This window comes from Methylomonas sp. 11b, assembly GCF_000515215.1.
Taxonomy (GTDB): Bacteria; Pseudomonadota; Gammaproteobacteria; order Methylococcales; family Methylomonadaceae; genus Methylomonas.
In genome coordinates, this window is the sequence record NZ_KI911557.1 from 3,668,757 (window position 1) to 3,693,557 (window position 24,801).

Genomic DNA, 24,801 nt, shown 5'->3' on the forward strand with positions numbered 1-24,801 from the left:
AGTGACGAGTGATGTTCGATTTAAATTCCCAATTACTGAGTATTGTTAAGCAGCTAAAGCTGTTGATTTTGGATGTGGATGGGGTGCTGACCGACGGTCGTTTGTTTTTCGACGATAACGGCAAAGAATACAAATGTTTTCACGCGCGTGACGGGCATGGTATTAAATTGTTGCGGCAGACCGGTGTGGAAGTGGCGGTGATTTCCGGCCGCAAATCCAATTCGGTCGCGCTGCGTATGCAGAGTCTTGGGGTCGAGCTCGTCTACCAAGGTCACGAGAACAAGCGCGCGGCATTCGCGGAAATTTTGCAGCGTCTGGTCCTAACGCCGGAACAAGTGGCGTATATCGGCGACGACATTCTGGATTTGCCGGTTATGCGGCAAGTGGGTTTCGCGGTCGCGGTGCAAGATGCTAATTTCGTGCTAAAAAATTATGCTCATTGGCAAACCCATACTGCCGGCGGTTTAGGCGCGGTTCGGGAAGTATGCGATTTAATCATGCAAGTCCAAGGTAGCTTTGACGGCGTGCTGCAAACCTATTTATGACCGTACTGAAAAATCTCCAGATTTTTATTTATGTCGGCTTGGCCGCATTGTTGTCATGGTGGCTGGTGCAGTTGAATGAGGAACGTGACGCCGAAATGAAAATTGCCGAGAATAGCCCGGATTTTTTTAGTTTGGGTTATTTCAAGAAAGAGATGAATATTGACGGCGTGCCGAAAAGCGAATTGGCCGCGGAAAAAATGCAGCACTTTAAAGCCGACGGCAGTACGCATCTGGAAAAGCCGGTGATGACTTTGTATAACCCCAACCAGATGCCTTGGCTGATCAGGGCCGACAGCGGCGTGATGGCGGCGGACGGCGATAATTTACAACTCAACGGTAGTGCTTATATCAACCGGGAAGCCTCGAAAACCAATTCGGCGCTGACCATCAATACATCGGATTTGCGGGTGAAACTCGCCAGCCATTATGCGGAGACACAGGCGTGGGCGGAGATCATCAGCCCGCCCAACAAAACGGCGGGAGTAGGAATGGAAGCGACTTTTGTTAGTCCGATTCACCTGAAATTGTTGTCCAAAGTGAAAGGTCGCTATGAAATTAAGTAAAATGGTCGGTGTAGGCCTGTTATTCTCGGCACGGGTGGCGTTTGGTCTGGAGTCGGATTCCGAGCAACCCATCTACATCGACTCGGATAATGCGGTTTACGACGAAAAGGCGCAGATCAGCACCTATACCGGCAATGTGGTTGCTACTCAAGGGACGATTAGAATCGATGGCGACAAGTTGGTGGTTTATCTGAAGGATGGCGCGATTATCAAATTGATTGCCACCGGTAAACCGTCGCGATTCAAGCAGTTGCCGGCGGTTGGCAAGGAAGAAATGCACGGGGAAGGTTTGATCAACGAATTTTATCCCGACCAGAATTTGCTGAAATTTATGAAAAATGCCTCGGTCTGGCAGGGTGACGCCAAACAATCCAGTGAGTATATCGAGTACGATACCAAAAACTCCTTGCTGAAGGCTGGTGAGGCGCAATCCGACGGCAAGCGCGTGCACTCGGTTATTAAACCTAAGCCCAAGCAGGCGCAATAATGGCGCGATTGGTTGCGGAACAGCTGTTTAAACGCTACAACAACCGAAATGTGGTCGATGGGGTCAGCCTGCGGGTGGACACCGGGGAAGTAGTAGGTTTGCTGGGCCCGAACGGAGCCGGCAAAACCACCAGCTTTTACATGATGGTGGGTTTGGTCAAAGCCGATAGCGGCGAGATTTTTCTCGACGAGCAGCGCATCACGCATCATCCGATGCACCGGCGGGCGCGCTTGGGAATAGGTTATCTGGCGCAAGAGGCTTCGGTGTTCCGTAAGTTGAGTGTGGCCGACAATTTACGCGCGGTATTGCAGATTCGGGCCGATTTGACCGATGGGCAAATCGAGTTGTTGATTGACGAGTTACTGACAGAGTTTAATATCAACCACTTGCGGAATCAGGTGGCGCTGGGTTTGTCAGGCGGCGAACGGCGCCGGGTGGAAATTGCCAGGGCGCTAGCGAGCGAGCCGCAGTTTATCCTGCTGGACGAGCCGTTTGCCGGGGTCGATCCGATTTCAGTGCTGGAGCTGCAAAAAATCATTGCTCACTTGAAGCACCGTGGTATCGGTATTTTGATTACCGAGCACAAAGTGAGGGAGACATTGGAGATTTGTGATCGCGCTTATATTTTGAACAATGGGAAGGTTATCGCCGAAGGCCAGTCGCGCCAGTTGGTGGATAACGAAGAGGTGCGTAGAGTGTATCTGGGCGAGAAATTTAGTTTATGAAATTCGAATAGTCATGAAGCAATCTCTACAACTCCGTATCGGTCAGAGTCTGACCATGACGCCGCAATTGCAGCAGGCCATCAAGCTGTTGCAAATGTCGACTTTGGATTTACAACAGGAAATCCAGCAAGCCCTGGAATCCAACATGATGTTGGAGATCGATGAAGAGGAGCTGCCGAATCTCGAGTTCAGGGACAAAAAGCTGGAAAACACCGATCAGCAGACCAGCGAGGGCTCGCAAACGGATATGCCGGATGAGTTACCGGTCGATGTCAGTTGGGACGACGTTTACGAAAGTTCGTTGCCCAGCGGCGGCGATGAGGGCGATAGTCCGGAGTTTGAGGCCTTTCGCGGTAAGTCAGAGTCTTTACGCGATCATCTGGTCTGGCAGTTGGAACTGATTCCGATCTCGGACCGCGATTATGCAATTGCCACGGCTATCATCGACGCCGTCAATGACGATGGTTATGTGACTAGCGAATTGACTGATATTTTTCAGGGCTTGCAGGATCAACTGGAAGGCTTGGAAATGGATGAGGTTTTGGCTGTGCTGCATATGGTGCAAAACTTTGACCCCGTCGGTGTGGCTGCGCTGGATTTGGCCGATTGTCTGGGCTTACAGCTACAGCAATTGCCGGTTACGACGCCTTATCGGTCGGAAGCTTTGGAGTTCGTGCATAGGCATTTGGATTTGTTGGCCAGTTGCGACCAAGCCCGGTTGATGAAACGGGTTGGCTTGACTGAGGACGTGATGAAAGGCGTGCTGGCGCTGATTCGAACCCTGGACCCCAAACCTGGCGCACGCTTGCAGGATTCGGACGTCGAATATGTGGTGCCGGATGTGTTTGTTGCCAAAGTGAATGGGCAGTGGCAGGTTAATCTAAACCCGGAGATAGCGCCCAAATTGCGCGTCAATCCTTTTTATTCCGGGATGATCAAACGTGCCGACAATAGCCATGACAATGTCAGCATGAAAAACCATCTGCAGGAAGCGCGTTGGTTTATTAAAAGCCTGCATAGTCGTAACGACACCTTGTTGCGTGTGGCGAGAAGCATTGTCGAAAAACAAGGCGATTTTTTCGAGCACGGCGCGATTGCGATGAAGCCGATGGTCTTGCGCGATATTGCCGAGGAATTGGAATTGCACGAATCGACGATCTCTCGGGTCACCACGCAAAAATACATGCACACCCCGCACGGTGTGATCGAGTTTAAATATTTTTTCTCCAGCCATGTCAGTACCGATGGCGGGGGAGAGTGTTCGGCGACCGCGATTCGGGCGCTGATAAAAGAGTTGGTCGGCAGTGAAAACCCGGCCAAGCCATTGAGCGATAGTAAAATATCGGACTTATTGAATGAGAAGGGCATTAATGTCGCGCGCCGCACCATTGCCAAATATCGGGAAGCGATGTCCATTCCTTCAACCAGCCAGCGGAAAAGGCACATTTGATCAATCTGGAAGAATAATTTTTAAAAACAGGAGTATTCCATGCAAGTCAGTATCACAGGTCATCACGTAGAAGTCACCGAAGCATTAAAAGCCTACGTGGATGAAAAAATTAGCAAAATCAAACGTCATTTCGACAATGTCGTTGATGTTCACGTCATTTTGACCGTTGAGAAGCTTGAGCAAAAAGCCGAAGCAGCCGTGCAAATCAGCGGTGCCAAACTGTATGCCGAAGATGTACAAGAAGATATGTACGCGGCTATCGACAATATGGTCGACAAACTCGATAGACAAATCGTCAAACATAAAGAAAAAAATCAGAACCATCGTTAAGTTGAGGTCGAGCGGTACAGAGTGGATAAGGTAATTTGCTCTGTATCGGTTTGGATATGAAACTAGTCATTGTTAGCGGCTTATCGGGATCGGGTAAGAGTATTGCCCTAGATACGTTGGAAGATTGCGGCTATTACTGTATCGACAATCTTCCCGTGACCTTGCTCGACGATTTTGTCGATCATGTGATGCTGAAAGATCCGGCGACCTACAGTAAAACCGCTATCGGTATCGATGCCAGAAACCGTAACCAGAAGTTGGCGGATTTTCCGGATAGTTTGAGTTTTATTCGCAACAAAGGCATCGATTGCGAATTGGTTTATATGGAAGCGGACGAGAATATTATTCTGAAGCGTTACAGCGAAACGCGCCGCCGCCATCCGTTGACGACCGAAAGCCGGCCGCTGCGTGAGGCTCTGGAAATCGAACGGGAAATGCTGCGGCCGGTGGCGACGCGTGCCGACATAGTCATCGATACCAGTTACACCCACTATCATCAGTTACGGGATTTACTGAAAAACCGTTTGGGTGAAAAGGGCAAAAGTTCTTTGTCGATTTTGTTTCAGTCTTTCGGTTTTAAATACGGTATTCCGTTGGATGCCGACTTTGTGTTCGATGCCCGCAGTTTGCCCAATCCCTATTGGGCGCCGGAGTTGCGAGGATTGACCGGCAAACACACCGAGGTCATCGATTTTTTGCAGAACGAAGTGATCGTCAAAGAGTTTCTGCATGACATAGGTTATTTCATCGGTCGCTGGGCGCCGCGCTTCGAGTCGGATAATCGCAGTTATTTAACCATAGCGATCGGTTGTACCGGCGGTCAACATCGTTCGGTTTACTTGGTTGAGGCATTAAGTAAGCACTTTCAAACTATTACTCCTAACGTTATCGTCAGGCATCGGGAATTGCGTTAACGCAACTATCCAGCCCAATTTCTTGGTTTTTACCCATGACATCAGCAGCAAAGCTTGAAAATACCGAGCATCTTTTAGATCGCGCCATCGAAGTGCTGGCAAAAGACTCTCTGATCGAGATTAGGAACTTAGTGCGTTCCTTATACCCGGCGGAAGCGGCGCATATTCTCGAGTCGTTGGAGCCGGAACTGCGCGCCAAGCTGTGGGCAGTGATGCCGCCCAGCGTGATCGGCGAAATTCTGGTTGAAATAAATGTCGAAGTGGGCAGCAGCTTGCTGAAAATCACCGATAGAAAGGATTTGATAGCTGCTACCGAATCCATGGGTGCTGACGGCATGGTCGATTTGCTGCATGTATTGCCCGAGCCGTTGCTGTCGCAAGTGATGGAATCGATCGGCGTACATAACCGCAATCGCATCGAAAAGGCGCTTAGCTACGACGAGCATACTGCTGGCGGCTTGATGTCCGACGATGTATTGACCATTCGCGCCGATGTGACGCTGGATGTGGTGACGCGTTATTTACGCTTGCGCGGGAATATGCCGACCGCTACAGACAGTCTAATCGTGGTGGACCGCAAAGAGCAGTTTCAGGGCTTGTTGCCGATTAATCAATTGTTGACCCATGATCCGCACACCAAGGTTGAGTCGATTATGGATGCCCGTAGTTCCGGCATTCCTTACAGCATGCCCAGCCGCGACGTCGCTGGATTGTTCGAACGGCGGAAATTGTTGTCCGCGCCGGTTTTGGCGGATGACGGCAAGGTATTGGGGCGTATCACTATCGACGATGTCGTGGGTTTGATTCGTGAGGAAGCCAATCACTCTTTAATGAGTATGGCCGGCTTAAGCGAAGAGCAGGACATGTTTGCGCCGGTGTTTAGTAGTGCGAAGCGCCGTGCGCTCTGGTTGGGCGTGAATTTGCTTACCGCGTTCCTGGCGGCTTCGGTCATCGATTTGTTTGAGGCTACCATTCAGCAAATCGTCGCTCTGGCGGTATTAATGCCGATTGTTGCCAGTATGGGCGGTATCGCCGGTAGTCAGACGTTGACACTGGTTGTCAGAGGTTTAGCCTTGCGGCAGGTCACCACCAGTAATGCTGTGAGTCTTTTGTTTAAAGAGGTCTCCGTGGGCCTGTTAAACGGTTTGGTATGGGCTGTTGTGGTGGCGGTAGTGGCCGGGTTGTGGTTCCATAATCCGCATATCGGTATGCTACTTGGTGTGGCGATGTTGATCAATTTGGTATGCGCAGCTTTATCCGGCGTGGCGATTCCGGTGTTGTTGGACAAGATCGGTGTGGATCCTGCTCTGGCTGGCGGTGTGTTACTGACCACCGTTACCGATGTGGTTGGATTCATGGCATTTTTGGGTTTGGCAACCTTGTTTTTACTGTAAGGAACTGTGCTTTTTGTCACGGAAAATGATAGTATTTCGGACATTCAGTAGCGGATTTTCCAAACTCGATGTCAACCGGCGCACCTACTTCGCAAAAAACAGCTTTGGAGTTTAAAAGCACGTCTCTGACGGTGCCGGTGTTGCTGTTAGCCAGTAACGATATCTCTCTGATCGATCAACAGCTCAAGGAAAAGGTGGTTCAGGCCCCCGAGTTTTTTAAAAACTCGCCATTGCTGATCGATCTGCAAAAACTTAACGCGCAAAACCTGCCAATTGATTTCACCGAAATAGTTGCTATCGTCCGTCAGCACGGCTTCATGCCGATAGGGCTGCGCGGCGGCAACGAACAACAGAACGGCGACGCCTTGGCTATGAATTTGCCTCAGCATTCCCTGCACGGCAGCAATGCGCCCCTGGTCAACAAAGCGCCGGCAAAAACGTTGCCGACACCCGCGCCGGAAGAGCAAAAGCAAGCTAGTCAATCAATAGAAAATAAGTTAGTCACCCAGCCGATACGCTCGGGTCAGCGGGTTTATGCCAAAGGCGACTTGATCGTCACCGCAACCGTTAGTGCCGGCGCGGAAATCATGGCGGAAGGTAATATTCATATTTACGGCTCCTTACGTGGACGAGCGTTAGCCGGTGTGCTGGGTAACGTCAACAGCCGTATTTTTTGTTCGGATTTGCAAGCCGAATTGATTTCGATAGCCGGCATTTACCAGCTCAGCGACGATTTGAGCAAGTATCCCGCGCACAAGCCCGTACAGATCAGTCTGGATAACCAGACTCTGATTATCAAAGATATTTAAGCTTTTCTTGGAGGAACAACATTGGCCAGAATTATCGTAGTAACATCGGGAAAAGGTGGTGTGGGCAAAACCACAACCAGCGCCGCTATCGCGATGGGCTTAGCGAAGCGTGGACATAAAACCGCTGTGATCGATTTCGATGTGGGGCTGCGTAACCTCGACTTAATCATGGGCTGTGAGCGTCGCGTGGTTTATGATTTGGTTAATGTGATCAACAACGAGGCCACCTTAAATCAGGCCTTGATCAGAGACAAGCGTTGCGACCAGTTATTTATATTGCCGGCATCGCAAACCCGTGATAAAGATGCATTAACGACGGAAGGCGTCGGCAAAATTCTGGAAGAGTTGTCCAAAGACTTTAAATACATCGTTTGTGACTCGCCGGCAGGAATAGAGCGCGGTGCTACACTTGCCATGTACTTCGCTGATGACGCGTTTGTGGTCACTAACCCGGAAGTCTCGTCCGTCAGAGATTCGGATCGGATGCTGGGTATTTTGTCCAGTAAATCGCGCCGCGCCGAGAATGGCGAAGAGCCGATCAAGGAATATTTGTTGTTGTCGCGCTATTCGCCGGATCGGGTGAAATTGGGTGAGATGCTCAGCGTTGACGATGTACAGGAAATTTTGTCGTTACATTTGTTGGGCGTTATCCCTGAGTCCAAGTCTGTGTTGAATGCGTCAAACTCCGGTACGCCGGTCATCCTCGACGAGCAGAGCGATGCAGGTCAGGCTTATGCGGACATCGTGGCGCGTTACTTGGGCGAAACCAAACCACATCGTTTTATTGAGGAAGAGAAAAAGGGCTTATTCAGTAAGCTATTCGGGAGCAAGTGATGAGTCTCTTAGATTATTTCAGATCCTCGAAAACCAATACGGCATCGCTGGCTAAGGAAAGATTGCAAATTCTGGTCGCCCATGAGCGTGCATCCAGAAATCAGCCGTCCTATTTGCCCGAGTTGCAACAAGAATTGTTGGCGGTGATCCGTAAATATGTCAATGTCGGGCAGGATGCCATTACCGTTAATTTTGAACAGGATGGAAACCAGGAAACCCTGGAACTTAATATTGTGCTGCCTGATGAGCGTTAGTTGTGCTGACTGGCTTTTGCTGCGGCTTATGCCGCGTGAGGCTGGATAGCACGACTAAAACCCCCCGATTTTTTTTGTTGTTTAAATGATGAGGAGTTGAAATGGTGGATACAATTGGCGAAGCAGCTGGAGCAGTCTGGCAATATTTGCATACGCATGGCGAAGCTAGCGTTAATAAAGTCACAACCGAAACCGGCTTGGGTAAGAACGACGTACAGCGAGCGATCGGTTGGCTGGCTAAAGAAGACAAACTTAATATTGAAATGAAAGGCCGCGTAGAAACCCTTTCATTGAAGTAAAAGTTTTCCCGCAACCTGCTTAAGGTTGAGCTAAGCGTGGCGGCATTCAATACCGGCTCCTTGCCCGGTATGAGCGTCGCCGGGGTTTGCCCTTGGGCGGGTTCCTAAATGCCGCTGTGTTTTGTTGGTAAATCTGTTACCTGACAGGAATGCGTGGCCCGCTTAGACACGCGCCAGGCGCTCTGTCGAAATCAGATACCGTAGCAAACCCATTTTAATTTGCCGACGGAATGGCTGCGTGATGCCGTAAAAAACTATAAAAATACTGATTCTAATAACCCTCTAACGCGGAGTCTTTCTGTCGAAATGAAAGCCAAAATTGCCACATTTTTCACCTTGGTGCTACTGGTTGTCATCAACCTGGGTATCTGGTCTTACGTCAATAACCCGTTAAAACTGCCATCCTGGAGCGATACCATGATGGGGGTGACCTTTAACCCCAAGAGCCGCGATTTCAATCCTGCGGACGGCGTATTTCCCACCAGGGAGCAAATTCAATCCGATCTGGAGTTGTTGTCCGGTAAAGCCCATTCGATAAGAACTTATACCTCGTTGGAGGGCATGGAGGTTGTGCCTGAGTTGACGGCCAAGAATGCAATCAACCTGGCGATGGGGTGTTGGGTGGATTTGGTTGATGACGACAGCTCTGAGGACGATCCGCAAAAAAAATTAGAGAACACGCAGAAGCGGCTGGATAAAAATCAGCGCGAAGTCGAAAGTCTGATCAATCTAACCAATCAATATCCAAAAACTATTGTCCGCACGCTGGTTGGTAACGAATCCTTGTTGCGTTACAGAAACAAGGTTAGTGGCCCCATCGCGCAGAAAGTTCGTCAAGAATTTTCTGGCTCAATGAGCGAACAAGATTTGCAACTGAAAATTGAGGCGGATGTTAAGGCTGAGGTAGCTGGCAAAGCCAACGAACTGATCGAGTATATTCGCGAAGTAAAAAAACGCACCTGGAAGCCGGTTAGCACAGCTGAAACCTGGGATATCTGGGTATCCAATCCGGCCTTGGCGGCGGAAGTCGATTACATCGCTGTGCACATTCTGCCCTATTGGGAAGGTGTGCCGGTAGATTTACCCAAAGGTGCGGAAGGCGATAATGCGGTCGAATATGTGTTCAAGCGTTATTACGAATTGCAGCAGTTGTACCCCAACAAAACCATCGTGATCACCGAGGTGGGTTGGCCGTCCGACGGTCCGCCGCAAAAAGCCGCCAGCGCATCGTTGGCGAATCAAGCTAAGTTTTTGCGCGAATTCCTGAACCGGGCGACGGCGGAAAACGTGATTTATTACGTGGTCGAAGCGTTTGACCAGCCTTGGAAGATCAAGCTGGAAGGTACCGCCGGTGCTTATTGGGGCTTATTCAATGCCGACCGGCAGCCGAAATTCCCGATGGAAGGCGATGTCTTAGCAAACCCGACCTGGCGCAACTGGGCCAGTGGGGCTGCGGTACTCAGTATTATCTTGATGGCGGCCTTCTTGTTCACTCGTAAGAGTCTGAAGCTGCCGGGCAAATTTTTCTTCGGTATCGTTGCCAACTTGGCGGCATCGGTCTTGTTCTGGTCGGCGTCAATCGCGGCCGCGCAATATCAGACCAGCTTTTCGGTGGTGTTCTGGGCCATTTTGCTAATGATGCAGGCTATGGCAATCTTGGTGTTATTGACCGAGAGTCTGGAGATAGCCGAAGTCATTTGGCACCGCAAAGGCCGGCGGACGTTTACGCCGTTAACGCCTTCGGCGGATTTTCGTTATCCGAAAGTGTCCATCCATTTGCCGATTCATAACGAGCCACCGGAAATGGTGCGGAAAACCCTGAATGCGTTGGCTAAGGTCGACTATCCGAACTATGAAGTATTGGTGATGGATAACAACACCAAGGATCCGACAGTTTGGCAACCAGTGCGTGATGATTGCGACCGCCTTGGCCCGAAATTCCGCTTCTTCCATTTGGATAATTGGCCAGGTTACAAAGCCGGTGCGATCAATTATGCGTTGACCAATACCGCCGAAGACGCAGAAATCATCGCAGTGATCGATAGCGATTACATCTTGAGCCCGGATTGGTTGAAAGCGATGGTGCCGTATTTCGACCAGGAAAATGTCGGCTTTGTGCAGTCTCCGCAGGATTATCGCGATTCCGGTCAAAGTACTTTCAAGGATATTTGCTACTGGGAGTATGCCGGCTTCTTTAATATTGGCATGGTGCAGCGTAACGAATTCAACGCCATCATTCAGCATGGCACGATGACCATGGTCCGCAAGTCGGCCTTCGACAAAGTCGGTCCGTGGGGCGAATGGTGCATCTGTGAGGATAGCGAATTGGGTTTGCGTCTTTACGAAGCCGGGTACGACTCGGTGTACTGCAAGGAGTCTTTTGGTCGCGGTCTGATGCCGGACACCTTCTCTGGTTATATGACGCAGCGTTTCCGCTGGGTATACGGCGCTATGCAGATCATCAAAAAGCATTGGCGGCATTTCTTGCCTAACAAAAAGTCTTCGCTGACCTCCGCGCAGCGTTATTACTTTGTGGCGGGTTGGTTGCCCTGGTTTTCCGATGCGCTGGCGTTGTTGTTTACCGGGACCAGTTTGATATTGACCGCGCTGATCGTGTCGGATCCTATTCACAGCGAACTGCCGGTAAACGCGTTCTTGTTGCCGACCATAGGCTTGTTTGCATTCAAGATTTTGCGCGGTTTGTGGTTGTACAAAGCGCGGGTGGCTTGTTCGATGCTGCATGCCTTAGGTGCGGCGTTGGCGGGTTTGTCGCTGACGCATACTGTGGCACGCGGTACCTTGCAGGGTTTGTTCACCTCCGGCAAGCCCTTCATGCGCACGCCAAAATACGAGCAACAAGGGCCGTTGGTGGCGGGGTTGTTGATCATTTGGCAGGAGTTGTTACTGCTGACCTTACTCGTCGCCGGTATTCTGGCGATGCGCTCCATCGAGCATTTCGACAACTTGAGTGGCCGGCTGTGGATGGCGGTATTGGCGGTGCAGTCTGTGCCTTATGTCGCCACTTTACTGACGATCCTGATCAGCGTTGCGCCTAACTATTTTCCAGGCAAAAAACTCTCCGCCGATGAGTTAGACGCGGACGAATAAGTATTGCTTGCTTAGTCTCTGAAAACCCTTGTCGGCTAAAGCTGGCAAGGGTTTTTTGTTTTTTTGGGTGGGACCGGTTCCAGTTGCTACCTGATGTGTTGCTGAGGTTTTAAGGTTAAGCGCCAAAACAGAGGGTATGGCGGGAGTGAATAAAATAAACTGTGTTATATGGCTTATTTCACATGAGGCATTTGCCGCATAAATGGGTTATTTGCGTAGCGTATTTGATGATGTTTTTTATTAATTGATTGATAAAAAAGCAATAATTTATTAAGGGTTGAAAATTGCTTATCTCTACAAACGGTTGTTTTAAAGTGTGTGAGATCACCCAAAACCCTTGGTGTTTTAAATAGCGCTTTTGCCGACAATCAGTCCTTAGAAATAACAAATCGCATACCTTCGCAATTTTTAACCTATGAAACACGCAAAATTCAAACTTAGCGCCAAGCCCTGTTTATTGGGAGCGATGCTGCTCACTGTGTTACCGGGAGTCTCGGCGACTGAAGATGGCAAGCCGGACAACAAAACCGGTAGCAATCAAACCGCTGTATTGCCGGAAATGACTGTGACTGCCGAAAGCGAAAAAGCCGCTACGCAAACAGCCACAGAAAAATATAAATTGCCTGCTGTGACCGAAAGCGTTACCCGCGAGAAGATGGAAGATACCATCAACGTGATGAACACCGAGGATGCGATCAAGTATCTACCTAATATTCTGGTGCGCAAACGTTATATCGGCGACAAGGAAATGCCGGTGTCGATGCGCACTTCCGGGACCGGTTCCAGTGCGCGCAGCTTGATTTATGCCGACGGCATTTTGCTATCGTCGCTACTGGGCAATAACAACGGTATGACCGGTTCGCCGCGCTGGAATATGGTATCGCCGTCGGAAATCGAGCGGGTTGATGTGATGTACGGACCGTTTTCCGCAGCCTACGGCGGTAACTCGATCGGTGGTGTTATTGATATTACGACGCGGATGCCCGAGAAATTTGAGGCCGGTGGCGGCGTGCAGTCGACTTGGCAGGAATACGATGTTTACGGCCATACAGACGTCTATGATTCGCAACAATACACGGCAAATCTAGGTAGCCGACACGGCGATTTTTCTTGGCGCTTTGATGTCAGTCATTTGGATGCGCATAGTCAGCCTATTAGCTATACCTATCTTCCCACTAGTTCCGGCACGGGTGGCGTACCGGTAACTGGTGCCGTCGGCGATGTCGATAGAACGGGCACGCAACGGATATTTGCCATCGGTGAAGGTAATATCAGACATACGGTGCAGGATAATTTTAAATGGAAGTTGGCTTACGACATCACGCCAACCCTAAAAGCCTCGTACACATTGGGTTTGTGGCAAAACGACGAAAGCGGTGGCTTTAATAGCTACTTGCGCAATGCCAGTACCGGAAGGCCGGTAAATAGCGGCATAATCAATATGAACGGACGAAACTACAGTCTGGGTTCGACGTTTGCCGAGAACGATTACCAGCAGATGCATTGGTCCCACGGCATGGCGCTCAAGTCGAACACCGGCGGTATTTTCGATTGGGAATTGACCGGCAGCGTGATCAATTACGGTCAGGATGAGCAACGCGCTCCCACTGTTGCGCCCAATCTCGCCACAGCAGGCGGCGCGGGAACCCTTACCAGCTTAAACGACACTGGTTGGCATACCGTGGATGCCAAAGGTATATGGCGTCCGGATTCCGCATGGGGACCGCACCATGTCAGCTTTGGATTTCATCATGATCTTTACGAATTAAACAACCAACAATATGTAACCTCCAATTGGATCTACGGTGCACCAGGTCGCTTAAATACCAATTCGCAAGGTAAGACCGAAACCAATGCTGTCTGGCTTCAAGAAGCATGGACATTTGATCCGGATTGGACACTGACATTGGGCGGGCGATTAGAAAACTGGAATGCCTTCGATGGTACCAATACTGGCACCAATGGCAGAACGATCAACCAATCCAACCGCAGTGATTTACGGTTTTCGCCAAAAGCATCGCTGGCCTGGAAGCCAACAGATAGCTGGAAATTTACGAGTTCTATTGCACAGGCTTACCGTTTTCCGACGGTGACCGAACTGTTTCAGGGTACCAATATCACCGTAAGTGGGACATCTAATATCGTCAATCCCAATCCAACTTTAAAGCCTGAAGAAGCATTGTCCTCCGAGCTTTCCGCGCAATATTTCTTGAGCGAAGGTTCGTTGCGCTTGAGCTTGTTTCACGAGAAAGTCTACGATGCCATCTATAGTCAGACCACTTTCAGTCCCACCGCAAACTCGACCCTGTCCTATGCGCAGAACATCGATCAAATTAGCACCTATGGTTGGGAGTTTTCCGGTGAACACAGTAATGTCGTTATCGATGGTCTGGATTTGGCGGGTAATGTGACGTGGGCGAACTCGCGTATCGATAAAAATGCGGCGTTGCCGGCTTCGGTTGGCAAGTATCAGCCTAGAGTGCCGGAGTGGCGGGCCAGTGCCACCGCCACATACCATGTGACTAAGGATTTTACGTCCTCTATCAGCGGACGCTATAGCAGTCAGCAATATGGACAAATCGATAACAGCGACGTCAATCCGGATACCTACACCGGTACCGGCAGTGCGTTTTTCGTTGTGGATACCCGTGCCAAATATCAACTGACCAAGCAACTGACGCTTTCAGCAGGTATCGACAATATCACCAACGAAAAATATTGGCTGTTCCACGTGTTTCCGCAGCGCACCTATATCGCGGAATTGAAATTTAACTATTAACCGGGTATTGAATGTATCCAGCAAGGATAGGACAGAGTGCGTCATATCCTTGCTCTGCGTTAAATGACACAGTTTAATTGTATCCTGTCAAACGGGTAAAAATGTTCGTAACTTTCCGGATGCCTACTAAAAGACGATGATGAAATTTCAACTTCCTTTGGCAATGATTACCTCGTTGATTTTGACCGCATGTGCCAACGAGCCGGTTACAATCCAGCAAGGCGCTGAGTCGGCTAAGCACGAACAGCATGCCGACAAAAAAGCGCTATGCGCTGATCTGCAAACCAGTCCGGCCATCGGATGTTCCGAGACGGTCACCGCGACTTTCGACAATAGCGGTGTGCTGTGGTTGGCTTGGGTAGTTCGCGATCATATCTATGTGCAATCGTCTACCGATAAAGGTGCGAGCTTTTCCGCACCGGTTGCGGTAAACGCGGAGCCGGAAGCTATTGCCGCGCGCGGCGAATACCGGCCAAAAATCAAACTCGATGCGCAAGGTAATATCTATCTGACCTGGACCCAGAACCTGGAAAAACGCCATACCGGCCATATTCGTTTCAGTCGTTCGACGGATGGCGGGAAAAGTTTTTCCAAGCCGGTGACGGTCAACGACAATCCGGATGTGATCGGTCACCGTTTCGATGCGTTGGCGGTGGGGAAGAATGGCGAGATTTTCGTCGCCTGGCTGGATGCGCGCGATAAAGAAAAAGCCAAGGCCGCTAAGCAAGAGTTTGCCGGTACTGCTGTGTATTACGCTTGGTCGGATAATGGCGGCAAAAGTTTTTACCCCAACAAGGTTGTCGCGCCGCATAGTTGCGAATGCTGCCGCTTGGGCGTGGAAATAGATGCCGACAATTTGCCGGTGGTGCTGTGGCGGCATGTTTATGACGGCAATATCCGCGACCATGCATTGGTTAAATTTAATGATTGGCACACGCCGGGAGCTGTGCAGCGCGTCAGCCAAGAAAACTGGAAAATCGACGCCTGTCCGCATCATGGTCCGGCCCTGTCAATTGCCGACAATGGCGTTTACCATTCGGTATGGTTCAGCGGAGCCGCTGATAAACAAGGCTTGTTTTACGGCCACTCCAAGGATGGCGGTCTAAGTTATTCGCCAGCCTACCGTTTTGGCAATCAAGGTGCCAAACATCCCAACGTGTTTGCCAAGGGCGAACAAGTAGCAGTGGTTTGGTCGGAATTCGACGGCAGCCATAATCTGTTGCAGTTGATTAAGTCTAATGATGGCGGACTGAGTTGGTCGAAACCCGAAGTCGTCGGTAAATCGGCGGAAAGCGCGGACGACGCTTTTCTGTTGAGCGATGGCGATAATGTCTATTTGTCCTGGCAAACTGCGCAGGGCTATCAATTCCAGCCGATTTAGGTTTTATTGATCTAAGGCCATCCCGCTATTACCGCGGGATGGCGGCCTGATTGATCAGTTCAATTTCCAACCAGTTTCAATTCCGCTTCCCGATATTTTTCAGCGCATTTTCTGCTAACTTCTTCCGGCAATTTCGGGCCGGGGGCGGTTTTGTTCCAATCCAATGTTTCCAGGTAATCGCGCAGATACTGCTTATCGAAGCTGGGTGGGCTGATGCCGACTTGATATTGTTCGACCGGCCAGAAGCGTGATGAATCGGGGGTCAACGCTTCGTCGATTAAATACAGTGTGCCGTCTCCGTCCAGGCCAAATTCGAATTTAGTATCGGCGATGATGATGCCGCGTTCGCGAGCGTAATCAGCCGCTGTCGTGTAGAGCTGCAAGCTGGCGTCGCGCACTTTGCCGGCCAGTTCCTCGCCCATTAACGCCACCGTATCGGCGAAGCTGATGTTTTCGTCATGCGTGCCCATTTCGGCTTTGCTGGACGGTGTGTAAATCGGCTGCGGCAGTTGTTGCGCTTGTTGCAAGCCGGCCGGCAGTTCGATGCCGCACACTGCTCCGCAGCGTTGATAATCCTTCCAACCCGAGCCAATCAGATAGCCGCGCACGATGGCTTCCACCGGCAGCGGTTTCAGGCGTTTGACGATGATGGCCCGGCCTTCCACTTGTGCTCTTAGATCGGCATCGGGAATTACATCTTCCAGCGTCAAATCGTTGCTTAAATGATTGGGAATAATATCGCGCATTTTTTCAAACCAAAAATTACTCACCCGGGTCAATACGCGGCCTTTACCGGGGATCGGGTCGGGCATGATCACATCGAACGCAGACATCCGGTCGGAGGTGACGATCAATAGATGTTTGTCATCGATTTCGTACATGTCGCGGACTTTGCCGCGGCCGAGCAATTTCAAATGCGGCAGAGAGGATTCGTAAAGTGCGGCGGGGGCATTCATAATACGTTTGTGGAGTCAGTGAAAAGTGGCCGCAATTTTATCATTAAACCTGTTGAGGATAGGAAACGCATGAGTTGGCTGGGCAAGTTGGTGGGTGGGGCGTTTGGATTTATGCTGGGCGGACCGCTGGGGGCGATTTTCGGTGCGTCGGTGGGGCATCAGTTCGATGCAGGGCTGGAAGGGATGGCCGGCGAGTCATATAATCCTGGCGACCAGCAGCGCGTGCAAATGGCCTTTTTCACCGCCACCTTCGCGGTGATGGGGCATGTCGCCAAGGCAGATGGCCGGGTTTCCAACGAGGAAATCGGGTTGGCGAAACGGGTAATGGACAACATGGAACTCAACCCCGAGCTGCGCGAAGCCGCCGTGCAACTGTTTCAGCAAGGCAAGCAGGTCGATTTTCCGTTGGCGGAAGTGTTGCGGCAATTTCGCGTGGAATGTCATCGCCGTACCCATTTGGTACGAATGTTCGTGGAAATCCAGATTCAGGCGGCTTTTGCCGACGGCGTCTACGATGCCAAGGAAGAAAAGCTGTTGCTGGATATTTGCGCGCAACTGGGTGTATCGCGTTTCGAATATCAAATTATTAAAGGGCAAGTACAGGCGCAGCATCGTTTTCAGCAGTCCGGCGAACAGTTCCAGGCTAAGTCCGGCCTGTCAAAATTGGAGGATGCTTATGCCGTGTTGGGCATACCCCCGACAGCCGAGGATGCCGATGTGAAAAAAGCCTATCGGCGCCTGATGAGTCAGCACCATCCGGACAAGTTGGTGGCTAAAGGTTTACCCGAGGAAATGATGCAGATGGCCAAGCAAAAGACTCAGCAAATCAGGAAAGCCTACGAAACGATACGTGAAGCAAGAGGGTTTTAAAAAGAGCCCGCCAGCCACAGAGGCGGCTGACGGGCTTGAAATAAACAGATTAACTGCTTAACAACGAGGGAGGTACAACAAAACTTAAGCGCGAAACGAGTCGCTGAAATCCAGATTGCTGGCGATGGTTGCAGCGCCAAATAGCATGGTGGAGATGATGAACTCGCCAGACATGAAGCCAAACACGCCGGTGGTGAAAAACAGGCCGGTGAGTACGTCTTTATACAGATTGTTCGATTTGTTCATTTTTGCTCCTAGACTGAATACAGTCGATACCAATGAAGACGACTTCACTATAAGCTTTATTTTTTTATTTACAATACCGGCAATAGTGGATTATTTGTTTCCTTTTGAGAAACAAAAGTGAAATAAAGCTGTCATCTAGGCTTGTTATAAGCTGTTTTTAATCCAGGAATGCGCGAAGCGCGGGCAGATTGCTCTTGGGTAGTTTGACGGAGAGCCTTACCGAATCGGAAAAATCCTGGCCGATAATGCTGCCGTCCAGTTTTTTTAACTGGTATTCCAGCGCTTGTAGCCGGTGGTAATCGAGATTTAATGTCAGCTCGACAAATTCAATGTATTCGACAATGTCGGCGGCCTCTATGACTTGCTTGGCGACATTGCCGTAAGCGCGGGTCAAACCGCCCGCACCCAGTTTCACTCCGCCGAAATAACGAATCACCGCCACGACTAGATTGATTAACTGCTTGCCTTCCAGGTGCTGAAAGATCGGCTTGCCGGCGGTGCCGCTGGGTTCGCCGGCATCGTGAAAGCGACAGATCAGACCGTCCGGCGACTGGATGCGGTAGGCGTAAACGATATGACTGGCATCCGCATAGCTTTGATGCAAGTCTCGCAGTAACAGCAAGGCTTCGCGTTCGGTCTGGCAAGGGCGGATGATGCCGAGGAAGCGGGATTTCTTGATGATTTCCTCCACTTCACAAGTCTTGACGACGACACGCACCTTACAACAGCCCGTTAATCGCCGGATGCTGGTTCAGCAAATGCTCGCGAAACGCTTCTATTTCCGTCTCGTCGTTACGCAGTTCGCGGGGAATGTTTACCGGAATATCGCTGACAATCCGCATCGGCGGCGGCGACAGGAAAATCAAGCGGTCTGCCAACGCAATCGCTTCGCGTAGATCGTGACTGACGAATAATACCGTATGCGGCCGCTGTTGCCACAATTTATACAATAAATTGCGTACCTGCCGGGCGCTGGGCGCATCCAGCGAGACGAAGGGTTCGTCCATCAGCAAAATGTCGGGGTTGATGGCAAAGGCGCGGATGATCGCCACCCGCCGTTGCATGCCTAGCGACAGGCGTTCCGGATACACCTGCTGCACATCGCTTAGTTGCATGTCCGCCAATAAGGCATCGATCAAAGTGGCTGGCGGCGTTTGCGCAAATACGACTTCGATATTTTGGCGGACCGTATACCAGGGCAACAATCTGGGATTCTGAAACACATAACCGATCTTGGCGGATGCGGCTTGGCTACCAATGCGGATTTGGCCCTGATAATGACTATCCAGCCCGGCGATCATATTCAGCAATGTGGTTTTGCCGCAGCCGGACGGGCCGAGCAGGCAGACGAATTCGTTACGCCCCACGCCGAGTTGTAAGTCGGCAATCGCCTGGTGTTGGCGGTCGTCGACATGCCGGGAGCGATAAGTCTTATCCTGGATGCTGATGGTAATATCGTTCATCGCCGCCACCGTAAGGCTTTGCGGTCCAAGGGGCGGAGCAGCAGCCATTCGATTAGTTGGATCACCGCGACGAAGGCAAACGTATAAGCCAGCAGGCTGGCGACATCGAATAATTGAAAGAACAGATGCAGCTGATAGCCCATACCATTGCTGCGGCCGAGCAGTTCCACCACCAAAATGATTTTCCAGATCAGCGCCAGACCGGAGCGAGTGGCGGCCATCACGAACGGGTGCAACTGCGGCCAGATCACATGGCGGAAGGTTTTTTTGCGGTCGAACCGGTAGCTTTCCGCCATTTCCAGCAAATCCTTATCCAGCGCTCGCGTGCCTTCGCGAATGGTGACAATCACATTCGGCAACTTATTGATCACCACTGCCAGAATCGCCGCCGATTCCGCCAGTCCAAACCAGACATAGCAGAGAATAATGGTGACCAGCGCCGGGATATTCAGAAAAATCACCAGCCAGTGATCGAAAAACGCATCCAGGGTTTTATTGTTACCCAGCGTCACCCCTATCGCGCAGCCTAATACCATCGCAATCGAGAAACTGACCACCAAGCGCAGCAACGTCACGCCTAAATGGTAAGGCAGTTCCCCGGATTGAGTGGCCTGCCAGAACACCAATGCGACTCGGGCTGGATAGGGTAATGTGGGGCTGTTTGCCAAGCCAGCCGCTAGCTGCCAGATGCCTAGCAGCATTAACAGCGACAGCAGCGTAAGGGCGGTGTGATTAAATTTAAAAGTGCCCGTCAACATCAATCCGCCGACCAGAATGTCCCCGCTTGTAGTTGAGCCGATTGGCCGGTCAGCTTGTTGTTACTGAGTTGGTGCAGCATGGCGTAGATTTTAGCGGCAGCGCTTTGTTGAGTGGCGCCCCATTGTTCTACCCGGCCCTGGCAATAGCGCTCTCTGAGTTTTTGTTGTTCTTTCGGACTGGTTGCGTCGGTAAGCGGCACGATTTTCTGCCATTCCGTATCGGAGCTGCACAGGGTGTCGTGGGCTTGTTTACTCAGACTCAAGAATTGTTTAAAAGCCACTTTATGTTGATCGGCCCAGTCCTGTTTGAATACGTAGCCGATGCTGGGTACGGTTTCGCTGATGCCGAGTTGGCGGATGATGTCTTCGCCGGTCAATAACGCCTGGTAGCCTTGCGCTTCCAGATGCGCGGCAAATTGCCAGAAGGTCAGTATGGCATCGACGCGTTTTTCTAGCAGTTGCTGGTTCAGTAATGGAGGCGCGCCGTAGATCTTTTCGACGCCGGCGTTTAGATCCAGTTGTTGCTGTTGCCCCAGGGCTTGCAACAACAGCCAGTTTTTATCCAGCTCGCCGCCGGCTATACCCAGTTTTTTGCCTTTTAGATCGGCCAGCGACTTGATGGAGCTATCAGCCGGCACCAGCAGCACGCCGGACGTGTCGGAAAACGGGTAAAAGCTCAAATTTGTACCTGTGCTGCGCATGCTGGAAGTCCAGATCCAATCGGAGACGATTACATCGACCGAGCCGGCTTGCAGAGCAACCTTACCCGCTTGTTGATTGGCAACCGCAATGTTCTCCACACTGAATTCCGCTTTGTCCAGTAGGCCTTGGTTACGCATCGCCGCCAGTTCCCAATTTAAGGTACCGGCGGCCATGGCGCCTATGCGGATAGTGGGTTTCTCGTTGGCGCTGGCAAACTGCGGCAATAAAGCGGCAATGGCAAACAGGCAAATTTTCATATTCATCTGCAAAGTCCCTAGTCGGATGGTTAACGCGACGATTTTAACGCAGCCGCCGCGAATACGAGAATGTTTGTCGGATTTGCTTGGCGGCGATGTGTTGTCTAGGGTTTAACGGCAAGCCCTTCGACCGATATTCCCAAAAGCCCGAGCCAGCTAGACCTCGCGCGTAAGCTTGGGTTCCGGAATTGCTGGTCAGCGAGGAATTCAAGGGCTAGCTTAAACAAGCTTTAGCCGTGTGCCTTGCAGCCGCAAAATCGTCCTTTCGGCAAGGAATGCTGATAGCTATAGGTATAGCATTCAGGAAAATTAACGGCTGTGGTGCAGACACTTCCCGGTGCTTATTCGCCTATCACCCGGTGGGAAGTAATCTGTCTTCCCGCTCAAATCTGGCGGCGGCCACCGGCCGGCCGGTGTAATAGCCTTGGTAGGATAGACAGCCTTTATTGCGTAAAAAGATCATTTGTTCCTGGGTTTCCACGCCTTCTGCAATCACATGTAGACCTAAGTTTTTAGCCATATTGATAATGGTCTCCACAATCACCGCGTCGTTGGGGTCGCTGGCGATGTCCCGGACGAAACTCTGATCGATCTTCAATTGGCTGATGGGCAGTTTTTTCAGGTAAGACAGCGATGAATAGCCGATACCGAAATCGTCGATTGAGGTTTTCACGCCTAGGGTTTGCAAGTCGCGCATTTTTTCCACGGTGTCGTCTATGTCACTGATGACGCAGCCTTCGGTCAGTTCGATGACCAGACGCTCAGCCGGCAGTTCGGCGTCTATCAAAATGCGTTTAACTTGATCGACGAAATCGGCTTGACGGAATTGCCGGGAACTGACGTTAACCGCCACATGATGAATGGCTAGATTCTGTTCGTCCCACACTTTAATTTGCCGGCAGGCCTCGCGCATTACCCATTCGCCTATCGGCAGAATCAACTGGGTATCTTCGGCAATCGGGATAAACTCCGCCGGCGAGACCATGCCTTTTTCCGGATGTTGCCAGCGGATCAGTGCTTCGGCACTGACTACCTTGCCTTGATGATCGACCTGCGCTTGATAGTGCAGTAAAAACTGCTTTTGTTTCAGCGCCTGACGAATCTCTTTTTCCAAAGTCAGACGGCGGTCGGCGGTTTCCTGCATCGATGGCCGATAAAAACTGATGCCGTTACGGCCGCTTTCCTTGGCCCGGTACATTGCGGTGTCCGCTTGTTGAATGACCTCTTCCGGCTGCTCGGCTACCTCTGGAAACAAGGTAACGCCTATGCTCGTGGAAAAGTGATGTTCGCTGCCCTGTACCGTGAAAGGTTGATTGATGGTGTGCAGAATTTTTTCCGCCAGCATCGCCGCATGACTGGTCGCTTGCGACAGTTGCGCATAGCGGCCCGGCACCATCACGATAAATTCGTCGCCGCCCAACCGACACGCGGTGTCTTCGTCGCGGATAATCGATTTAAGACGTTGGGCCACCTGGATCAGCAATTCGTCGCCGACTTGATGTCCGCGCGAATCGTTAAGGGTTTTGAAATGATCCAAATCCAGAAAAAACAGCGAACCGTAATAGCTTTGGCGTTTGGCGGCGGCGATTTCCTGTTTCAACCTATCCAGCAGCAAACGCCGGTTCGGCAAGCCGGTCAGCGGGTCGTAAAATGCCAGTTCATGGATTTCCCGCTCGGCGGCTTTTTGCTCGCTGATGTCGGAAAAAATCGCTACATAATTAAGCAGGCGGCCCTGCTCGTCCCGGACGCCGGTAACGGTGAGCCATTCCGGAAATACGTCGCCGTTTTTGCGCCGATTCAAAATTTCGCCCTGCCATTGGTTATCCCTGTCCAAGGCCTGGATCAAGGCTTGAATAAATCCGGGTGCTTGATGAGCCGACGACAGAAAATCCGGCTGGCGGCCAATCACTTCCTCTGCGCTGTAGCCGGTGATTTTGTTAAAGGCGTTATTGACGCGCAAGATCGCCCCATCGGCATCGGTGACGATAATGGCCTCGTGCGACTGGAACGTGGTCGCGGCAATGCGGAGCTCGTTTTCCTGCTGTTTGCGGCGTTCGATCTCGGTATTCAGGGCCTGGTTGCTGCGCAACAAGTCGCGGGTTTTCAAAGCCACCAGATCTTCGATGCGGGCGGTGCGTCCGCTCATCAGCATTAAACCGAAGCTGGTCAGGCCGCAGAGCAAAAAGCTCCCGGAAAGCAGCCACCAAACCGTCCAGGAATGTTGTTGCGCATAAAACTCCGGCAGTGGTTTATATTCAAGCGTCCAGCTCCGGTCGGCAACCGCCAGCGATTGCCGTCTGGTTGGCGGAAAGTAATATTTTTTCGATTCAGCGCCTTCCGGAGTGCTGCGATATAACAGCAGGTCTTGATCATAGATGGCTACGGACAAACTTATGCTTTGCAGGCGTGTGGACAATTCCTGAATTTCGCTGCTTAACTTAAAAACGTTGGCGACCAAGCCCAGAAAAAACTGCTGGCGTTGGGCGCTGGTGTTAAGTGATTTTCCTTTAAGATAAACCGGCGAATAAATGGCGAAGCAGGGTTGATTATCATCGCAGACGATGCCGGCCGTCACCACCGTTTCGCCGGAATTAATCGCTTTGTGGATAGCCGCTAATAGCTGTTGGTTGCTGGCAACATCGAAACCTATGTTGTGCTGATTGCCGAAGGAGTAAGCAATGGGTAAATAAATGTTTCGCTTACCGGCCGGTATCAATTGATGATTGCGGTCGAGTTCGCGGATGGTGGTTTCCGTCTGTTGTTCGAATGCGCCACGGTCTTCGGCATTGACTCTGGGTATCCATTCCAATGCCTCCAACTCGGGATGTTTGGTGAAGATGGTATGGGCAAATAGCCTGAACTCGTTGGGATTGACCGATTCCGAGCTGTCGAACAAGGCTTTCAGCAACTGATTATTCAGAATGTCGTCGCCGAAATGTTCCTGGAGGTTGGTATGGGTCAGATTAATCTGATTTTCGAACAGCCCATTAATGCGTTGATTTTCCAGATTGCGGCTGTAGACAAAGGCGATGACCACCAACAACAGCGAAATCGATAAAGGATAGGCCACGAATTTTTGCCGCTGCCGCCAGATATGGCGCGGTGTACCGATGAACAACAGCAGCAAGGGCGCGAAGATCACCGTGCCTATCGCATCGCCTATCCACCAAGTACACCAGTTCAGGCCGAATTCTTCAGCATCGATGGTGTCGAAAATGTACAGAAAACTAGTGCCGACGCTAGCCGATATTAAGCTACTTGCAATTGCCAATAAGAAAAACCAGACGACATGCCGATCTTCCATCAACGGATTGTGTTTGCCTATCCAGCGGTTGATCAGGGCCGCACCGAGCAAAGGCTGGGCGATGGCGCCGACGCTGGCGGCGGAGCCTACCCAAATCGGGGTAAACCAATCCTCTGGGGTGGCCAGGTCCGCAAAAGCGTAAATTTGCGTGCCCAAGGTGCCGATGATCAGGCCCGGCAATATTCTGGGGCCGTAACCAAGCAACGCGGCCAGAGCGATACCCGCTGACGGCCAGATTGGGCTGGCATGGCTGGGCTGCATCGCCAGCAAATGCCCTAAATAGCCGCCGATAAAATAGGCAAGGGCCAAGGCGCTGTTGATTAGAAAAAGTCTAAGAGCTGTCGGCATGATTAAACAGGCGGACTCTGGTTTT

General features: G+C 51.1%; 23 protein-coding genes. 16 read left to right on the forward strand and 7 right to left on the reverse strand.

What is annotated here, in order from left to right:
* Positions 1-11 precede the first annotated feature (11 nt).
* The 15 genes from kdsC to METH11B_RS0117710 all read left to right on the forward strand — a co-directional run bounded on the left by kdsC (position 12) and on the right by METH11B_RS0117710 (position 15,872).
* A complete protein-coding gene (kdsC, locus tag METH11B_RS0117640; protein WP_020483556.1) occupies positions 12-545 on the forward strand; it encodes a 3-deoxy-manno-octulosonate-8-phosphatase KdsC in 534 nt (177 codons plus the stop codon).
* Positions 542-1,108, forward strand: coding sequence for an LPS export ABC transporter periplasmic protein LptC (gene lptC, locus METH11B_RS0117645; RefSeq protein WP_026603151.1), 567 nt, complete (start codon positions 542-544; stop codon positions 1,106-1,108). Before kdsC ends, lptC begins: the two co-directional genes overlap by 4 nt.
* Complete coding sequence (gene lptA / locus METH11B_RS0117650) at positions 1,095-1,595, forward strand: lipopolysaccharide transport periplasmic protein LptA (RefSeq protein ID WP_026603152.1); 501 nt, start codon at positions 1,095-1,097, stop codon at positions 1,593-1,595. Before lptC ends, lptA begins: the two co-directional genes overlap by 14 nt.
* Entirely contained in the window at positions 1,595-2,320 is a 726-nt protein-coding gene (gene lptB, locus METH11B_RS0117655) for an LPS export ABC transporter ATP-binding protein (protein ID WP_026603153.1), read from the forward strand. The genes lptA and lptB overlap by 1 nt, the downstream gene beginning before the upstream one ends.
* Before the next feature lie 13 nt (positions 2,321-2,333).
* A complete protein-coding gene (locus METH11B_RS0117660) occupies positions 2,334-3,770 on the forward strand; it encodes an RNA polymerase factor sigma-54 (protein WP_020483552.1) in 1,437 nt (478 codons plus the stop codon).
* 39 nt (positions 3,771-3,809) lie between these two features.
* Entirely contained in the window at positions 3,810-4,100 is a 291-nt protein-coding gene (gene hpf, locus METH11B_RS0117665) for a ribosome hibernation-promoting factor, HPF/YfiA family (RefSeq protein WP_020483551.1), read from the forward strand.
* Between the two features lie 56 nt (positions 4,101-4,156).
* Positions 4,157-5,014 (forward strand): RNase adapter RapZ, encoded by an 858-nt coding sequence (gene rapZ / locus METH11B_RS0117670; protein ID WP_026603154.1) that lies wholly within the window; start codon positions 4,157-4,159, stop codon positions 5,012-5,014.
* A gap of 35 nt (positions 5,015-5,049) precedes the next feature.
* A complete protein-coding gene (mgtE, locus tag METH11B_RS0117675; RefSeq protein ID WP_026603155.1) occupies positions 5,050-6,408 on the forward strand; it encodes a magnesium transporter in 1,359 nt (452 codons plus the stop codon).
* Between the two features lie 68 nt (positions 6,409-6,476).
* Complete coding sequence (gene minC / locus METH11B_RS0117680; RefSeq protein WP_026603156.1) at positions 6,477-7,217, forward strand: septum site-determining protein MinC; 741 nt, start codon at positions 6,477-6,479, stop codon at positions 7,215-7,217.
* 21 nt (positions 7,218-7,238) lie between these two features.
* Positions 7,239-8,051 (forward strand): septum site-determining protein MinD, encoded by an 813-nt coding sequence (minD, locus tag METH11B_RS0117685; protein WP_036276137.1) that lies wholly within the window; start codon positions 7,239-7,241, stop codon positions 8,049-8,051.
* Positions 8,051-8,305 (forward strand): cell division topological specificity factor MinE, encoded by a 255-nt coding sequence (gene minE / locus METH11B_RS0117690; RefSeq protein WP_020483546.1) that lies wholly within the window; start codon positions 8,051-8,053, stop codon positions 8,303-8,305. Before minD ends, minE begins: the two co-directional genes overlap by 1 nt.
* 101 nt (positions 8,306-8,406) lie before the next feature.
* Positions 8,407-8,604, forward strand: a complete 198-nt coding sequence (locus METH11B_RS0117695; RefSeq protein ID WP_020483545.1) for a winged helix-turn-helix domain-containing protein — start codon at positions 8,407-8,409, stop codon at positions 8,602-8,604.
* Positions 8,605-8,910: 306 nt separating this feature from the next.
* Entirely contained in the window at positions 8,911-11,712 is a 2,802-nt protein-coding gene (locus METH11B_RS0117700; protein ID WP_026603158.1) for a glycosyltransferase, read from the forward strand.
* Between the two features lie 415 nt (positions 11,713-12,127).
* A complete protein-coding gene (locus METH11B_RS0117705; protein WP_026603159.1) occupies positions 12,128-14,491 on the forward strand; it encodes a TonB-dependent receptor in 2,364 nt (787 codons plus the stop codon).
* 139 nt (positions 14,492-14,630) lie between these two features.
* Entirely contained in the window at positions 14,631-15,872 is a 1,242-nt protein-coding gene (locus METH11B_RS0117710; protein WP_026603160.1) for a sialidase family protein, read from the forward strand.
* A 59-nt stretch (positions 15,873-15,931) separates the two neighbouring features.
* Here the strand turns inward: METH11B_RS0117710 and METH11B_RS0117715 are convergent, their stop codons facing one another.
* A complete protein-coding gene (locus METH11B_RS0117715) occupies positions 15,932-16,828 on the reverse strand; it encodes a phosphoribosylaminoimidazolesuccinocarboxamide synthase (protein ID WP_026603161.1) in 897 nt (298 codons plus the stop codon).
* A gap of 69 nt (positions 16,829-16,897) precedes the next feature.
* On the opposite strand from METH11B_RS0117715, the gene djlA reads away from it, so the two are divergent.
* Positions 16,898-17,698, forward strand: coding sequence for a co-chaperone DjlA (gene djlA, locus METH11B_RS0117720; protein ID WP_026603162.1), 801 nt, complete (start codon positions 16,898-16,900; stop codon positions 17,696-17,698).
* 84 nt (positions 17,699-17,782) lie between these two features.
* On the opposite strand, the gene METH11B_RS29530 is transcribed toward djlA, so the two are convergent.
* The 6 genes from METH11B_RS29530 to METH11B_RS0117750 form a co-directional block, all read right to left on the reverse strand.
* Entirely contained in the window at positions 17,783-17,944 is a 162-nt protein-coding gene (locus METH11B_RS29530) for a hypothetical protein (protein ID WP_020483539.1), read from the reverse strand.
* 157 nt (positions 17,945-18,101) lie between these two features.
* Positions 18,102-18,662 carry an IMPACT family protein gene (locus METH11B_RS0117730; protein WP_026603163.1) on the reverse strand — a complete coding sequence of 187 codons (561 nt, stop codon included), beginning with the start codon at positions 18,660-18,662 and terminating at the stop codon, positions 18,102-18,104.
* A 1-nt stretch (position 18,663) separates the two neighbouring features.
* The gene (locus METH11B_RS0117735; RefSeq protein ID WP_026603164.1) at positions 18,664-19,407 is read right to left on the reverse strand and encodes an ABC transporter ATP-binding protein; all 744 of its coding nucleotides are present in this window, start codon (positions 19,405-19,407) and stop codon (positions 18,664-18,666) included.
* A complete protein-coding gene (locus METH11B_RS0117740; protein ID WP_026603165.1) occupies positions 19,404-20,165 on the reverse strand; it encodes an ABC transporter permease in 762 nt (253 codons plus the stop codon). The genes METH11B_RS0117735 and METH11B_RS0117740 overlap by 4 nt, the downstream gene beginning before the upstream one ends.
* Complete coding sequence (locus tag METH11B_RS0117745; RefSeq protein WP_026603166.1) at positions 20,165-21,124, reverse strand: ABC transporter substrate-binding protein; 960 nt, start codon at positions 21,122-21,124, stop codon at positions 20,165-20,167. The genes METH11B_RS0117740 and METH11B_RS0117745 overlap by 1 nt, the downstream gene beginning before the upstream one ends.
* A gap of 352 nt (positions 21,125-21,476) precedes the next feature.
* Complete coding sequence (locus METH11B_RS0117750; RefSeq protein WP_026603167.1) at positions 21,477-24,776, reverse strand: EAL domain-containing protein; 3,300 nt, start codon at positions 24,774-24,776, stop codon at positions 21,477-21,479.
* Between the last annotated feature and the right edge of the window lie 25 nt (positions 24,777-24,801).

What these genes read in the sequence shown, in the direction of transcription:
- kdsC (WP_020483556.1), top strand. Translation starts at nt 12, where the DNA reads ATGTTCGATTTAAATTCCCAATTACTGAGTATTGTTAAGCAGCTAAAG.
- lptC (WP_026603151.1), top strand. Translation starts at nt 542, where the DNA reads ATGACCGTACTGAAAAATCTCCAGATTTTTATTTATGTCGGCTTGGCC.
- lptA (WP_026603152.1), top strand. Translation starts at nt 1,095, where the DNA reads ATGAAATTAAGTAAAATGGTCGGTGTAGGCCTGTTATTCTCGGCACGG.
- lptB (WP_026603153.1), top strand. Translation starts at nt 1,595, where the DNA reads ATGGCGCGATTGGTTGCGGAACAGCTGTTTAAACGCTACAACAACCGA.
- METH11B_RS0117660 (WP_020483552.1), top strand. Translation starts at nt 2,334, where the DNA reads ATGAAGCAATCTCTACAACTCCGTATCGGTCAGAGTCTGACCATGACG.
- hpf (WP_020483551.1), top strand. Translation starts at nt 3,810, where the DNA reads ATGCAAGTCAGTATCACAGGTCATCACGTAGAAGTCACCGAAGCATTA.
- rapZ (WP_026603154.1), top strand. Translation starts at nt 4,157, where the DNA reads ATGAAACTAGTCATTGTTAGCGGCTTATCGGGATCGGGTAAGAGTATT.
- mgtE (WP_026603155.1), top strand. Translation starts at nt 5,050, where the DNA reads ATGACATCAGCAGCAAAGCTTGAAAATACCGAGCATCTTTTAGATCGC.
- minC (WP_026603156.1), top strand. Translation starts at nt 6,477, where the DNA reads ATGTCAACCGGCGCACCTACTTCGCAAAAAACAGCTTTGGAGTTTAAA.
- minE (WP_020483546.1), top strand. Translation starts at nt 8,051, where the DNA reads ATGAGTCTCTTAGATTATTTCAGATCCTCGAAAACCAATACGGCATCG.
- METH11B_RS0117695 (WP_020483545.1), top strand. Translation starts at nt 8,407, where the DNA reads ATGGTGGATACAATTGGCGAAGCAGCTGGAGCAGTCTGGCAATATTTG.
- METH11B_RS0117700 (WP_026603158.1), top strand. Translation starts at nt 8,911, where the DNA reads ATGAAAGCCAAAATTGCCACATTTTTCACCTTGGTGCTACTGGTTGTC.
- METH11B_RS0117705 (WP_026603159.1), top strand. Translation starts at nt 12,128, where the DNA reads ATGAAACACGCAAAATTCAAACTTAGCGCCAAGCCCTGTTTATTGGGA.
- METH11B_RS0117710 (WP_026603160.1), top strand. Translation starts at nt 14,631, where the DNA reads ATGAAATTTCAACTTCCTTTGGCAATGATTACCTCGTTGATTTTGACC.
- METH11B_RS0117715 (WP_026603161.1), bottom strand. Translation starts at nt 16,828, where the DNA reads ATGAATGCCCCCGCCGCACTTTACGAATCCTCTCTGCCGCATTTGAAA.
- djlA (WP_026603162.1), top strand. Translation starts at nt 16,898, where the DNA reads ATGAGTTGGCTGGGCAAGTTGGTGGGTGGGGCGTTTGGATTTATGCTG.
- METH11B_RS29530 (WP_020483539.1), bottom strand. Translation starts at nt 17,944, where the DNA reads ATGAACAAATCGAACAATCTGTATAAAGACGTACTCACCGGCCTGTTT.
- METH11B_RS0117735 (WP_026603164.1), bottom strand. Translation starts at nt 19,407, where the DNA reads ATGAACGATATTACCATCAGCATCCAGGATAAGACTTATCGCTCCCGG.
- METH11B_RS0117740 (WP_026603165.1), bottom strand. Translation starts at nt 20,165, where the DNA reads ATGTTGACGGGCACTTTTAAATTTAATCACACCGCCCTTACGCTGCTG.
- METH11B_RS0117745 (WP_026603166.1), bottom strand. Translation starts at nt 21,124, where the DNA reads ATGAAAATTTGCCTGTTTGCCATTGCCGCTTTATTGCCGCAGTTTGCC.
- METH11B_RS0117750 (WP_026603167.1), bottom strand. Translation starts at nt 24,776, where the DNA reads ATGCCGACAGCTCTTAGACTTTTTCTAATCAACAGCGCCTTGGCCCTT.